This window comes from Streptomyces marispadix, assembly GCF_022524345.1.
Classification (GTDB): domain Bacteria; phylum Actinomycetota; class Actinomycetes; order Streptomycetales; family Streptomycetaceae; genus Streptomyces; species Streptomyces marispadix.
Map to the genome: position 1 here is coordinate 4,763,720 of NZ_JAKWJU010000002.1, position 14,388 is coordinate 4,778,107.

10 protein-coding genes and 2 pseudogenes are annotated in these 14,388 nt (G+C 69.3%); 10 read left to right on the forward strand and 2 right to left on the reverse strand.

Annotated features, from left to right (window positions below; genetic code table 11):
- Positions 1-192 precede the first annotated feature (192 nt).
- Positions 193-1,137: a helix-turn-helix domain-containing protein gene (locus tag MMA15_RS20035; protein ID WP_308290621.1), complete on the forward strand. Its 945-nt coding sequence runs from the start codon at positions 193-195 to the stop codon at positions 1,135-1,137.
- Between the two features lie 528 nt (positions 1,138-1,665).
- Here MMA15_RS20035 and MMA15_RS20040 read toward each other — a convergent pair.
- Complete coding sequence (locus MMA15_RS20040) at positions 1,666-2,367, reverse strand: restriction endonuclease (protein ID WP_241061523.1); 702 nt, start codon at positions 2,365-2,367, stop codon at positions 1,666-1,668.
- Positions 2,368-3,133: 766 nt separating this feature from the next.
- A pseudogene (locus tag MMA15_RS20045) lies at positions 3,134-3,466 on the reverse strand (MFS transporter); the annotation flags it as partial.
- 285 nt (positions 3,467-3,751) lie between these two features.
- On the opposite strand from MMA15_RS20045, the gene MMA15_RS20050 reads away from it, so the two are divergent.
- The 9 genes and pseudogenes from MMA15_RS20050 (at position 3,752) to MMA15_RS20085 (ending at position 14,372) form a co-directional block, all read left to right on the forward strand.
- Complete coding sequence (locus tag MMA15_RS20050) at positions 3,752-4,993, forward strand: PucR family transcriptional regulator (protein ID WP_241061524.1); 1,242 nt, start codon at positions 3,752-3,754, stop codon at positions 4,991-4,993.
- 302 nt (positions 4,994-5,295) lie between these two features.
- The gene (locus MMA15_RS28660; RefSeq protein WP_241061525.1) at positions 5,296-7,329 is read left to right on the forward strand and encodes a poly(ethylene terephthalate) hydrolase family protein; all 2,034 of its coding nucleotides are present in this window, start codon (positions 5,296-5,298) and stop codon (positions 7,327-7,329) included.
- A 63-nt stretch (positions 7,330-7,392) separates the two neighbouring features.
- The gene (locus tag MMA15_RS28005; protein ID WP_277400425.1) at positions 7,393-7,518 is read left to right on the forward strand and encodes a hypothetical protein; all 126 of its coding nucleotides are present in this window, start codon (positions 7,393-7,395) and stop codon (positions 7,516-7,518) included.
- A 399-nt stretch (positions 7,519-7,917) separates the two neighbouring features.
- Positions 7,918-9,069: an RNA polymerase sigma factor gene (locus MMA15_RS20060; protein ID WP_241061526.1), complete on the forward strand. Its 1,152-nt coding sequence runs from the start codon at positions 7,918-7,920 to the stop codon at positions 9,067-9,069.
- Positions 9,070-9,246: 177 nt separating this feature from the next.
- The gene (locus MMA15_RS20065) at positions 9,247-10,443 is read left to right on the forward strand and encodes an ABC transporter ATP-binding protein (protein WP_277400426.1); all 1,197 of its coding nucleotides are present in this window, start codon (positions 9,247-9,249) and stop codon (positions 10,441-10,443) included.
- Positions 10,440-11,210: an MlaE family ABC transporter permease gene (locus tag MMA15_RS20070; protein WP_241061527.1), complete on the forward strand. Its 771-nt coding sequence runs from the start codon at positions 10,440-10,442 to the stop codon at positions 11,208-11,210. The genes MMA15_RS20065 and MMA15_RS20070 overlap by 4 nt, the downstream gene beginning before the upstream one ends.
- Positions 11,211-11,213: 3 nt before the next feature.
- A complete protein-coding gene (locus MMA15_RS20075) occupies positions 11,214-12,044 on the forward strand; it encodes an MlaE family ABC transporter permease (RefSeq protein ID WP_241061528.1) in 831 nt (276 codons plus the stop codon).
- Positions 12,045-12,068: 24 nt separating this feature from the next.
- Positions 12,069-13,346: an MCE family protein gene (locus tag MMA15_RS20080; protein ID WP_241061529.1), complete on the forward strand. Its 1,278-nt coding sequence runs from the start codon at positions 12,069-12,071 to the stop codon at positions 13,344-13,346.
- Positions 13,343-14,372: pseudogene (locus MMA15_RS20085) on the forward strand (MCE family protein). The gene MMA15_RS20080 and the pseudogene MMA15_RS20085 overlap by 4 nt, the downstream one beginning before the upstream one ends.
- Positions 14,373-14,388: the final 16 nt, after the last annotated feature.

The window sequence follows — 14,388 nt, forward strand, 5'->3', positions numbered from 1 at the left end:
TCGTGCGATTCGGCGGACACGACGGGAACGCAGCACTACGCTGCCGCTGTGATTTTTGCCACGGCCCCTGCCAACCGGAGCACTGTGGCGAACACCCCTTCCATCACCAGGTCAACGGCAGTGAGGGAGCGATGAAGGGTGTTAGAGAGGACCAGCGGGAGCTACGTAGTCACCTCGTCGTCGATCAGGGATGTGGCGCCGCGTGAGCGCGCCGACTTCTGGACCGATCACGTCTCGTCCGTTCACTGTCGGATGGACCTGAGATTCCCGCACGGCGACTCCTTCCAGGCCGGGACGATCCGCCAGCAAACGGACACCTATCAGCTCGCGAAGTGCTGGTCGGACAGGCTCGGATACCTCCGGACCCCGCAGCAGGTACGTCAGCACCCGGATGAGGACTACCGGTTCGTGGTCATGCTCTCCGGAAGAGCCGTGCACCGTCAGGACGGCGAGGAAGCAGAGATGGCGCCCGGGACCGCGGGCCTGCTCCCGGTGAACGGGTCGTACCAGACTCTCTACGATCGCTACGAGGGACTCAGCATGACCATCCCTGCCCACGAGGTGGACAGCCGGCTGAACCGCAAATCCCCGGTGACCGCGGGGCTGGACCTGGCATCGGGCCTGGGCCGCGTGGTGGGGAGCATGGTGACCAGCCTGCACGAGGCACGGGACACCCTCACCACCACCCAGTTCGATGCGGTGTCCGACCGGATCGTCGAGCTGCTGTGCATGCTCGTGGTGGGCGACGACCGCCCGGATGCGCCGGACCATCTGGCCGAGGTGGAGGCGATGGTGCGCCGGCACGTGCGCGAGCACGCGGCCGACCCGGGGCTGAACGGCGAGGCGATAGCACGCGCGTTGGGCTGGTCACTGCGGCAGATCCAGCTGGCACTCCAGTGCGCCGGGACCACGCCCCGCGAGCTGATCCGCGAGGAACGCCTGAGGCTGATACGGGAACGCCTCCAGAACCCCGCCTATCAGCACGTGACCATCACGGACCTGGCGTACGCGTCGGGCTTCTCCTCCCCGAGCGCACTCAGTACCGCGTTCCGTAAGCGCTTCGGGGTGAGCCCACGCGAGATGCGGCATGAGGCGGACGCCGGCACCGCAGACACCGCTCAGAAACCGCGCGGATAGCGCCAGTCGGTCCTCCTGGCGGGGAAACGGGCACGGATTCGCGGTGCGCACGGAGTCACGAGGCTCCGTGCGCACCGGGAGCAACGACTCGATCAGTGACCACAGTTCGTCCGAGACGATCCACGGACGAGCAACTCTCTTCCCGCGGCCGGACCGACGAGCATCCAACAGGCTGTCACACCGTCAACGACTTCCGTCAGGACCTCTCGGGCCACTCGTCCGGTCTGTAAGCCTGGAGCCCCGCGCTCAACGTCCGCCTCATCGCCGCCGCAAGGCATCTGGTCTCCCAACGCTTCCCAAACCACCCATCCAGGCAAGAAAGCCCGCTGAACTGGAGACTGGCTCTCCGCCAACGGCCTCTACCGTGTTGTTCGAACTGACCCAGGGTCTCGTGCCAACGGGGCCGCAGCCGGTTGCACAACGGTCTGTCGGCGTCCGCCATCAACTCCTCGTCCCCAGTACGTCGATCGCTGCAACTTGGCGTGCGAGAGAGAAAGCACAACGGCGAATCGCGCAACCCCCGTGACGCTAGTGCAGTGTGGTTGACCTGCCCGGAGGCGGCACTGCTCGCAGAAGGTCCCACAGTGGTCGTCCGCTCGCAGCCCACTCCCCAAGCAGGTGGCGGTCGACCAGGTGCAGCCGCTGCGACTTGGCCAGTGGGGGACAGCCGGAGGTGAAGCGGCCGTTCGTGACCAGGACTACGACGTCCGCGCCGTGAAGTTGGCGGGCAGTGCCATTCAGTACATGCAGATCCGGGGTGCCGATTGGGGATCCGGCCAAGCCCTTGCGTCGGTGCTTGGCTTGGATCACCCACCGGCGCCCGAGGGGATCGGTGGCCTTCACGTCTGCACCGTTATCTCCCGCACCACCGACCTGCACCGCGTCAGAGCAGCCGTCCCGCTTCATCAAGTCCCGTATCGCATGCTCGAACTCCCGGTGATGCAGCGAGTCCAGCTGACTCATGGTGTACCTGATGCCGCGGGCCCGGACCTGCTCCCACTGCGCCTTCTGCCGACGCTGGTGATGCCAGCCGCCAAGCACGGCCGCGCCGACGACGATGGCCACCAGGAGCGTCCAAGGGTGCTCACGGATCCAGTTGACCACCGCGACAAACAGCGTGACGGCCGCGGCAGCCGCCAGGCCATAGGCGATCGCCTGTGCCTCGGCCTTCTGCTGTCGCCTGCTCCTACGCCGTGTGCGGCGCCGCTGCGGTGGCCGGCGGCGGCTCATCGTCCACGTCCGTTGCTGTTGAAGTGAATCGGGTACGCCACGGTTCCTCGGGGGGCGGGTTTCCGCTCCACCTTCGGGAAGCGGATCGGGTAGGTCGCAGGCTTCTGATGCTGAGGCCTTACGGCCCGACCGCTGTCGCTGAACGTGATCGGATAGGTCGCAGTCTTCTGGGTCCGCGGCGGCTGATGGCTCCCAGACGCAGTGTTGGGGGTGCCGTTGCCTATGCCGACGATCATCATGGCCGCCATGGCCAATAAAGCCATCTCGTGGCGAGCTCCCGCTGCCCATCGATAGTGCCCGCGTACGTAGGTCCCGTCCGCCCTCACATAGCCCTCGACGTATGGCATAGCTGCCTCTCCTCCATGGTCGGTCACCGGGCTACCCATGAAAGCAGCGGGCACTGACAACCAGTCATGGAGCGATCACGTCGAGTGAGACAGGTGAGGTTGATGCGAAAGAAGGGCCGGAAGGAAACGGGAAAAACAATGGCGGGGCATCGCCACCCCTTACGAGAAGCAAACCGACCTCTACCTCGCCGCCATCACCCTCCCCTGGCTCGACCAGTGATCGGCAAGACGCCACCTTGGCCATCGTCCGTCGCTGTGGTCCGACATCGTGGGGTGACGGATCGCCAGCACCCATCGGGCACCAAGCGCTCCACGATCAGGGACGCGGCGCGCGGTGGTTCACGAGGCGTTGAGCGCGGGCTCAAGCAGAATCGTCACCCTGCTGTGTCATGCGTCTCCTCACTTCCACTGCCGCAGCCGGGGAGCAGACCGATGGCGGTAGTGGCGAGGCCCATCGTGGTCAGCGCCAGTACGAGCATCGGCTTGCGGCCGCGTTTGTCGCCGAGCTGCCCGGCGATGACGCCGCCGACGGGCCGGGCGAGGAAACCGACCGCGAACGTCGCGAAGGCGGAGAGGACTTCGGCGACGGGACTGCTGGAAGGGAAGAACTCGCCGCCGAGTACGAGCGCGGCAGCGATGCCGAAGATGAAGTAGTCGTACCACTCCACCGCCGAGGCCGCCGCAGCGGCAGCGGCCACCCTGCGCCGATCGTCCTTCCGCGGGATCGCGGAGCCGGCTGAGGTCTTATCCATGGCTGTCCATTGCTGCACGCTCCGGGGGTTGTGACGCGGAAGAGGTGACGGAGAGCGCCGCGTCGCGATTCCGGGGCGAAACGTCCCTCGGGTACGGCTGACGATCCGGCGGCTCCCGGTCGCCCGCATCCGAGCATCCGGACGGACTGTTGTCCCAGGCGTATCGCCGAAGCCGTTGCAACGGCCAAACAGGAACGTGGCTCCCTTGTGCACGGTGCACAACGGAAGCGGTGCGCTGGCGCCCGTCCCTACCGTTCACCGACGCGCCGTGCCACGCTGCCCGTCATGGAGCCGGCCGCAGCGTCACCGAACGCGCTCCCCGGCGATGTGCCGGGAATCATCGAGGCGATCCGGGACGAATTGACCGGCCGCTTCGCATCGGCTGCCGACGACCTGGCGGCTACGACACTGCGCGACGACCCGGCCTACGCCTCGCTGATCACCAGGACCGAGCTGTCCCAGCGCATCCACCGCAACCTGTGCCAGGCGCTCACCGCCGTGACCCAGCATTCGCAGGGTCTGCCCATCGACCTGGACGACGCACTGAGCACCGGCCACCGCAGGGTGCAGCAGGGCCTGCCGCTGGCGTCGCTGCTGCACGCCTACCGGCGCGGCGGACGCCTGCTGTGGGAGGTCGTCACCGAAGTCGTCGCGGAACGCGAGCCGGAGGCCCTGCCCACGCTGCTGCCCGTCGTGTCCGTCATCTGGGACGTGGTGGAACAGATCACGGACGCGGTCGCCGAGTCCTACCGGCAGGCCGACGCCGCACGAGCCGCACGCGACCAGGTGCGACGGCACGCCCTACTGGACGCGCTCCTCGAAGGCTCCGGAGCGGCGGCGGGGCTCGCTTCGGAAGCCGCGGCGCTGCTGGGACTCCCGGAACGTGCCCGGTACGCCGTCGTCGTCCTGCGTGCCGACCCCGCTGGGCGACCGCCCTCCTCCGACCCCGGCTTTCCGGGCGAGGCATCCGGCGTGCGCATCCTGTGGCGCATCCGCGCCGACGGCGAGACGGGCCTGGTGCACCTCGGGGACCGTCCCGTGGAGACACTGCGGGAGTTGCTCGCCCCTCACGCCGTACGGGCGGGAGTGAGCCCGGCCGTGGGTGCCCTCTCCGAGGCGGGACGGGCCCGCTGGCTGGCGGAGTTGGCACTGCGCACCTGCGGACGTACGAGCCCGAAGACCGCGCTGCTCGATGAGCGTCTGCCGATGGCGCTCGTCGCCGCGCAGACCGAACTGGCCGGACGACTGCGCACGGTGGTCTTCGGCCCCGTCCTCTCCCTGCCGCCCGACGACTGCGCCACGCTGCTGAGCACGCTGGAGGTCTGGCTGACGTCCTCAGGCTCCATGTCCGCCGCCGCACAGCGCCTGTACTGCCACCGCAACACCGTCGCCAACCGGCTGCGACGGCTGGAACAGCTCACCGGGCGCTCGCTGACCGATCCCGCGCACATCGTCGAGACTTCTCTCGCGCTGACAGCGGTTCAGCAGCTCACGCCCACGGCCGGCGTCCGGTCGCGCGCCAGATAGGCCCCCGGTCGGCGCTCGGCTTCGTGGCCTCCTCGGTCTGCGCCTGGCGGCAGTCGCCCCAACCGGGCAGCCGGACCCGTACGGCCGGACCCCGTACGGCCGGACCCCGTACGCCCGGACCCCGTACGCCCGGACCCCGTACGACCGGACCCCACGCGCCGTGGTGTTGTGCGCGCTGCACAGCCGTGGCGGACTCGGGTTGGTCGCCTGCCCCGACCTGTCCCGAGCTGTCTGTGTCCGGCCGTGGTCCGGTGCTTTGGTGAGCCGCGAGACGTACCCCCCATCGTCATGAGGAGGCCACGATGACGTGGCGACGACGTATCGCCGGACCGCTCATCGCAGTGCTGTCGGCGCTGACACTGCTCACCTTGCCGGCGCTGCCCACAGCCGCGGCCGCCCCGGAGGAGCCCGCACCGGCGACGGAGAGCGCGGCAGCCCCCTGGGAGGAGCCGGGGCCCTACGGCGTCAAGGTCAAGATCGGCGCGACGCACACCTTCTACTATCCGGACGGCATGGGCGACGGCGGGCGCAAGCACCCGGTGATCCTCTGGGGCAACGGCACCGGCGTGATCCCCGGCGTCTACAGTGCCCTGCTGCGGCACTGGGCCGGCCAGGGATTCATCGTCGTCGCCGCCAACACCCCGAACGGCAACTTCGGCATCTCGATGCTCCACGGCATCGACAAGCTGACCGAATGGAACGCCGACCCGAGAAGCGAGTTCCACGACCGGGTGGACCTCGCCAACATCGGTGCAAGCGGGCATTCCCAAGGCGGTTCGGGCGCAATCAACGCCGGAGCCGACGGTCGGGTGAAGACCACCGCGCCCATCCAGCCGGGGCCGCTCAACTCGCCCTCGGCGCTGCGCGGGCCCGCGCTCTTCCTGGCCGGTGAACGCGACCTGATCGTGCCGCCCGCCCTGGTGCGGTCCCTGTATGACCAAGCCGACCAAGTACCGGCCGTCTACGCCGAGTTGAAGGGCGCCCGTCATGTGACCACAGTGGGCGACGCGGGCGGCTTCCGCGGAGCCACCACCGCCTGGTTCCGCCATCAGTTGATGGGCGACGCCGCGGCGGGAGCGCTGTTCTACGGACCGGACTGCGGACTGTGCGACGATCCGGCTTGGTCGGACTTCCGCCGCAACTCCCGCGCGGAGCCGTCGACAACGGCCACGAACACGGCCACAACAGCGAACGCGGCCGCCACGGCCACGTGGGACGCGGCCACGGCGAACGCCGGCAGCCCAGCCGCCAAGGCGACCGCCGCCACCGAGACGACCACTGCCGCCAAGGCCAGCACCCCCGCGCAGCAGTCCGAGAAGATCCGGTACGTAGCGCTCGGGGACTCGGCCGCCACCGGTCCGTTGATCCTCCCGCCGGACCTGCGGCAGCCCGGCTGCCTGCGGACCACCCGCAACTACCCCGCCCGCACCGCCCGGGCGCTCGGCACCGCGGAGTTCACAGACGTGACGTGCTCCAGCGCCAAGACCACCGACCTGACCGGATCACAGCGGACCCCGATGGGCGCGGTGCCACCGCAGCTCGACGCCCTGGACGCGGACACCACCCTCGTCACCCTCCACATCGGCGCCAACGACATCTCCCTGAGCAGCCTGGTGGGCGATTGCCTCAACCCGCTGCGGCTGCCGCTGAAGAGCCGCTGCGCCGACACCTACCAGGACAACGGGCGCGACGAGTGGAAGGAACGGATCGCCGGTCTCGCGCCCCGCATCGACGATGCCATCGGCGCCATACAGCGCCCGTGCCCCCGGGGCCGAGGTGCACGTCGTCGGCTATGGCAGCTACCTGCCGCCCGGCGGCTGCCACCCCAGGGTGCCGATCCTGCCGCGCGACGCCACCTACGTCCAAAACACCATCGGGCACCTCAACACGATGCTGGAACAGCGCGCCGCCGCGAAGGGCGTCCACTACATCGACCTGGCGGCCGGGAGCACGGGACACGACGTCTGCCGTCCGCCGGGCACCCGCTGGATCGAGCCCTACGTGCCTGCGTCCCCCGCCGCCCCGTTCCACCCCAACGCCCTTGGCATGAAAGGGTTCGCCGACATCGTCACGGCGGCCGTCACCGACGACTGACCCCCGGGATCGACCGAAGCCTGTCGGGCGCACGGCTCCCTGAGCCTCGTGGCCATGCGCCCACAGCAGAGGCACGTCTCGCCGCCCCGGCGAAGACACCGTCAATCCGCCCTGGTGACGCACACCCCGCGGGCGCACGGTTCGTGCCTGCGACGGGCGTGCACACACGCTCCGACCTCACGCCGTCCATCGCCGCTTTCCGGGGGAGTCGCGATGGACCGGCTCCCCCGGAACAGCGCTGAGTTCAGCATCCTCCCGAACCTTCCTGAGCGTGAACGTCTCAAGAGAGCACAGGTGGATCAGAGATGACCCGACAGCGTCTGACAGCGCGTATGCGGAACAACGCCGACAGGGCCGCGGCCCTCGCTCTCTGCGCGTTCGCGGGGGCGATCGTGGTCTTTCTCATCGACCTCGGCGCCCCCGCCCGATGAGCGATGCCTCGGTGATCGGCCGGGCCGGTGCGGTGGGCGAGCACGGTGCGGTGCAGGTGCTGAGCAGACGCGAACACCCGGCCCATCGCCATCGCGCTGGGAATGCGGCGACGTCCACGTCGGGCTCTTCCCCGGCACCCGGGAGGAGCGCGGCGCCTGCTGCACGAACGGGTCGCCGGGCGAACTCGGCCACCGCGCCGCCGAGTTCGATGCTGCTTCCCTGTACGCCCCGACCGGGGGCGGGCATGCGGTGGCGGCCGGTGATTCGACGTCCGGTTCCCAGAAGGAGTCCTCGCCGCTCACACCCCCTCCCCAGCGATGCTACTGAGGGGTATGGTCGGGTCCCCCCACCTCCCGCACCCGACCCCGACCCCCGATGGCGCAGGGACTCAGATGACGATGGAGAGGGAAACCGGGTCGTGTGAAGGCTCGGCCGACGGCTCCGATGCACGCTGGCAGCGCATCTGGAGCGAACGTGAGCAGTTGCTCAAGGTGGCTCGTCGCCGCTCCGTATGCGTGGAGGACGCGGAGGACGCCGTGCACGAGGCCATGGTGCGGGCCTGGGAGAGGCCGGACCTCGACGAGAGCCGGGTCGGCGCGTGGCTGACGACGGTCACCATGCGGCTGTGCGTGGACCGGCGCCGGCAGGTGAGCCGCGAGACAGACGTGCAGGGCCTCGTCCCCGCCGCGTCCTCGCAGTCGTCGGTGGAGGAAGCGGTCTGCGACCGCCTGGAGGCGAACTGGCTGGCGCAGCGCAGCAGCGAACTGCCCCCGCGGCAGGCACACGCGCTGTGGCTGAAGTCCTCGAACCTGGACGTCGCTCAGGTGGCCGAGGAGATGGGACTGAGCTACCGCACGGTCGAGTCGCTGCTCGCCCGCGGCCGACGGACGCTGCGCCGACTGCTCGCCGGTGCGCTCTCGTTGGGAGCTTGGAACTGGGTGACCGGCCGGGCCCGTACGGGCGGCGGCGCGATGGCCACAGGCGTGGCGTCGACCGCCGCGACGCTGACGATGCTGGGGCTGCTCCCGCCCGGCGACACCCCGAGGGAGGCCGACGGGTCACGGCCCGCGACCACACGTCCCGTGACGCCCCCGGTGGAACACCCGGACGGATCGGGAAGGTCCGCCGGCGCCAGGGAGCCGGGACCGCTCGGGAGCGGGGCTGCCGGCGCCGGGTGGGCGCAGCCGGGCACGGGACTGCCGGTGGCCGGGGTGTTCGCGCTTCCCGGTCCCGGACCGGTATCGGTCGGCGTGCTGGGAGCGGACACATCACCGTCCTCGCTCATAGCGGGCGTCCGAGTCCCGCCCGAGGTCCCCCACGCCTCGGTGGCGGGGCGGGACGCCTCCGTCCCGTCGACGGCGGCGCAGGGGACGGACGCACCGGAGGCGAAGGTTCCCGCCGAACCACGGGCGTCCACGCCGGCGACCCCCCGTACCGCCCCGGCCGTACCGAAGCGGACGGCTCCCGGAACGTCGTCGGTGCGCACGCCGGCGGAGCCCTCAGCCCCGGCCGTATCCCGGCTGGAGTCGTCGACGGGCGACCTCCCGTAGCCACCGGACTCGCGCCCACGCGCCCCTGACCGGCGGCTGAGCGCCCGGCGCGCACCGGGCAGTCGAAATCCCCGGACGCCGAGAAAAAAAATTCTCCGCCGGTCGCGACGGACGTCTCACCCCCCGCCGTAGAACTCGTGGCAGGACGGTTGGTCTACGGGCTGAAAGGTGGGCTGGATGGGGGTGGAGATCAGTGTGTCGGGGTTGACCAAGTCCTTCGGCAGACAGGTCATCTGGCAGGACGTCTCGCTGACGCTGCCCGCCGGGGAGATATCGGTCATGCTCGGACCGTCGGGTACGGGCAAGTCGGTCTTCCTCAAGACGCTCGTGGGGCTGCTCCGGCCGGACCGGGGCTCGATCCACGTCGCGGGCCAGGACGTCACGAGGCTGAGCCGGCACGAACTGTACGAGGTGCGAAAGCTCTTCGGCGTCCTCTTCCAGGACGGTGCGCTCTTCGGTTCGATGAACCTCTACGACAACATCGCCTTCCCGCTGCGGGAGCACACACGTAAGCCGGAGAGCGAGATCAAGAGGATCGTGTCCGAGAAGATGGACATGGTCGGCCTCATCGGGGACGAGGACAAGCTTCCGGGCGAGATATCCGGCGGCATGCGCAAACGGGCCGGGTTGGCACGGGCGTTGGTGCTCGATCCGGAGATCATCCTTTTCGACGAGCCGGACTCGGGCCTCGACCCCGTGCGCGTGGCGTACCTCAACCAGCTGATCGTGGACCTCAATGCGCAGATCGACGCCACGTTCCTGATCGTCACCCACGACATCGCCTCGGCCCGCCAGGTGCCGGACAACATCGGCCTGCTCTTCCGCCGCGAGCTGGTGATGTTCGGCCCACGTGCCCTGCTGCTGCACAGCGACGAACCCGTGGTCGACCAGTTCCTGGGCGGCCGGATGCGGGGCCCGATCGGAATGGCCGAGGAGAAGGACGCCGCGCAAGTCGAGCAGGAACTGGCCGAGTTGAAGGCCGGAGACGGAGGCGGCCCGCTCCGGGACCAGAGAGCCGCGCTTGCCGCGGCGTACGTCCCCCGGCTGCTGCCGAGTGCGGGCATCGAACGGTCGCGGCGGTGGCAGACGATCGCGGAACTCGAGAGAGCCCGTGCGGCCACGGTGGGCCCCGGGGCAGGCAAGCGCCGTAAGAGCGAAGAAGGCCGGCTGCCCGGCACGAACCGCAGGACCGGCACAGTGCCGCAGTTGGAGGCCGCCGTCGAGCGGGCCCCGGAGACCGGAACTGAGCCGGCCGGTCGGCCGGAAGCAGAGGGAGACCGTAGACCGGGCCCGTTCGCGCGCTGGAGAGCCGCCCGAAAGGCCGCCAAGGGGGCTGCCCGGGAGGCGGACCGGAAGGCGGACGGGACCACATGAAGATCTCCCCCACCATGGCGGTCAGGCACTCGGGCGACCTGTTCGCCCTCGCCCTGGACACCCTGCGCGCCCTGCCCCGACGCCCGTTCCAGCTGCGGGAGTTCATCCAGCAGGCATGGTTCATCGCCAGCGTCACGATCCTGCCGACCGCCCTGGTCTCCATCCCGTTCGGTGCCGTGATCGCGCTACAGATCGGAAGTCTGACGCGGCAGTTGGGCGCCGAGTCGTTCGCGGGCGCCGCGTCCGTGCTGGCGGTGCTCAGGGAGGCGTCCCCGATCGTCACCGCCCTGCTCATCGCCGGGGCCGGAGGCACCGCCATCTGCGCGGACTTCGGGGCCCGCAAGATCCGGGACGAGATCGACGCCATGGAGGTGCTGGGAATCGATCCGGTGCACCGGCTGGTCGTTCCGCGGGCGCTGGCGGCGATGGTGGTCGCAGCCCTGCTCAACGGACTGGTCTCGGTGGTCGGCGTGGCCGGAGGCTACTTCTTCAACGTCATCCTCCAGGACGGCACTCCGGGCGTGTACCTCGCCTCCTTCACCACGCTCGCGCAGCTCCCCGACCTGTGGGCGGGCGAGATCAAGGCGCTGGTGTTCGGAGCGATCGCCGCGATCGTCGCCTCGTACAAGGGGCTCAACGCCAAGGGCGGTCCCAAGGGCGTCGGTGACGCCGTCAACCAGTCGGTGGTGATCACTTTCATGCTGCTGTTCGTCACGAACTTCGTGATGACCGCCGTCTACTTCCAGATCGTTCCGCAGAGGGGGTAGGGGATGGCGCCGTCGGACAAGAGCCTTCTCGCCCGGCCGCTTCGCTCCCTGGAGGAGCTGGGCACCCAACTGGTCTTCTACGGGCGTTCCCTGGCCTGGAGCCACCGGACCTTGCGCCGGTACCGGAAGGAAGTGCTGCGCCTGCTGGCCGAGGTGAGCTTCGGCCGAGGAGCGCTGGCGGTCGTCGGCGGAACGGTCGGCGTGATCGCGTTCCTGACGTTCTTCACGGGCACCGAGGTGGGCCTACAGGGGTACACCGCGCTCAATCAGCTCGGCACCTCCAACTTCGTGGCCTTCCTCTCCGCTTACTTCAACACCCGCGAGATCGCGCCCCTGGTATCCGGCCTCGCGCTGTCCGCGACAGTGGGCGCCGGATTCACAGCGCAGCTCGGTGCGATGCGGATCAACGAGGAGGTCGACGCCCTCGAGGTGATGGCCGTCCCGTCGCTGCCGTTCCTGGCGACGACCCGGATGATCGCCGGGTTCCTGGCGGTGATCCCGCTGTACGTGCTCGGGCTGCTCTCCTCGTACTTCGCCTCGAGGACCATCACCACGCTCTACTACGGGCAGTCCGCCGGCACCTACGACCACTACTTCCAGCAGTACCTGTCACCCGTCGACGTGCTCTGGTCCTTCGGGAAAGTGATCGTCTTCGCCGTCGTGATCATCCTGGTGCACTGCTACTACGGCTACCACGCCAAGGGCGGCCCGGCCGGAGTGGGCGTCGCCGTCGGCCGCGGGGTGCGCACCTCCATCGTCGCCGTCAACGTCATCGACTTCTTCCTCAGCCTGGCGATCTGGGGCGCCAGCACGACCGTACGGATTGCGGGGTAACCGTCGATGAAGGTGCCGATGCCGATGCCCGCCGCGATACGCGGACCACTGTCGACCGCCGCCCGGCTGAGGCTGTACGGGGTCGTCTTCCTCACCGTCATCGCCCTGCTGCTGTCGCTGACCGTCGCCGTCTACCAGCAGGCGTTCACGTCGGTCGTGCGGATCACGCTGGAGGCCGACTCCCTCGGCAACCAACTGCAACGGCGCTCGGACGTCAAACTGCGCGGCCTGATCGTCGGCGAGGTCCGCGACGTGCGGGCCGACGGGCGGAAGGCGACGCTGGACATCGCCCTGGAGCCCGGACAGACCAGGCACATCCCGTCGGACGTGCACGCCCGGCTGCTGCCCAAGACGCTCTTCGGCGAGAAGTACGTCGACCTGATCACCACGGGCAGCTCCTCGAACCGGCACATCGAGGACGGCGACGTCATCACCCAGGACCGCACCAGGGCGGGCATCGAGCTCCAGAAGCTGATGGACGACCTGCTGCCGCTCCTGCGGGCCGTGCGTCCCGGGGACCTCAACGCCACACTCTCCGCCTTCTCCACGGCACTTGAGGGGCGGGGAGAGAAGATCGGCTCCAACTTCGCCAGGCTGGAGGCCTACTTGCGCAAGGTCAACCCGCACATGCCTGCGCTCCAGCAGGACATATCCCGCCTCGCCGACACGACGGAGATCTATGCGGACGCCGCGCCCGACTTGCTGCGGGTGCTGCGCAACACCGCCACCACCAGCCGGACGGTGGTGGAGAAGAAGCAGACCCTGCGGGCGTTCCTGACCGGGACCACCGCCACGGCCGACACCCTCGACGGCTTCCTCGACGAGAACGAGGACCGTCTCATCACTCTGGGGCGGGTGTCCCGGCCCACGCTGGCCCTCCTGGACGAGTACTCCCCCCAGTACCCGTGCCTGCTGAACGGCCTGGTGGACCAGAGCAGGCGCTCGGACGAGGCTTTCCGGGGCGGCAAGATGCGGATCACGCTCGAGTTCGTACGACCGCGTCCCGGATACAAACCCGGTGAGGAGCCGCGCAACGACGCCCGTACCGGTCCCTACTGCGCCGGGCTGCCGAACCCGCCGGTGCCGGCGCCCGACTATCCGTTCGCGGACGGGACTTCGAAGAAGAGGTCGAGCTCCGTCGCGCCGGGCGGCCCCGGACCGGTGTCGGGGACCGTATCCGAACAGCGGCTCATCGGCCCGCTCGTGGCACCGGTCATGGGCGAGTCCGCAGACGACGTGCCGCCCGTGGCCACCCTGCTCTTCGGGCCGATGGCGCGTGGGACCAAGGTGAGCGTCGCATGAGCGCACGCACCATCAGCGGCCCCCTGACCAAGTTCGGCCTCTTCACCGTGGTGACGGTGGCGGCGACGGCACTGCTGGCGGCCACCATCGTCAACTTCGACTTCGAGCCTGAGAAGACCTACACCGCCACCTTCCGCGACGTCACGAGCCTGGAGGTGGGCGACGACATCCGCGTGGCCGGAGTACGGGTCGGCGAGGTCGAGGACATCCGGATCACGCACCGCAAGCTGGCCGAGGTCGAGTTCACCGTCACCGACAAGCGTCCGCTGCTGCGGAGCACGGGTGCCACCATCCGCTACCGGAGCCTGGTCGGCCAGCGGTACATCGCCCTCACCGAAGGCGCCGGGAACGGATCGCGGCTGCCGGACGGCGGGCACATCCCGCTCTCCAGGACGCAGCCCGCGCTCGACCTCAACGTGCTCCTCAACGGCTTCAAACCGCTCTTCGCCGCGCTGAGTCCGCACGACGTCAACCGGCTGGCAACGGAGATCATCAGGACGTTGCAGGGCGAGGGCGGCACCGTGGGCAGCCTGCTCGCGCACACCGCCTCGCTGACGACGACACTCGCCGAACGCGACAAGATGATCGGCTCCGTCATCACGAACCTCAACACCGTGCTGGCCACGCTGGACAAGCGCAGCGCACGCTTCTCCTCGCTGATCACCCAGCTCAGGCGGCTCGTCTCGGGGCTTTCCGCCGACCGCAAGCCGATCGGCGACTCACTGTCCGACATCAACGATCTGACCGGCGCCACCGCCGCCCTCCTGGAGGACGGCCGGCCGGCGCTGAAGACGGACATCGGGGAGCTGTCGAAACTCTCCAACACGCTGAACGGGCACGAGAAGACCGTCGAAGGCGTGATCCAGCGGCTGCCCGGCAAGCTCAACAAGCTGACCGGCACCGCCACCTTACGGCTCCTGGTTCAACTTCTACCTGTGCGACTTCGACGGCAGGGTCGTACTGCCGAAGACCGCCAAGGTGGTCACTCCCGAGTACCACGTCGACCAGGGGAGGTGCGCCGGATGACCCCCTTCCGTGACCG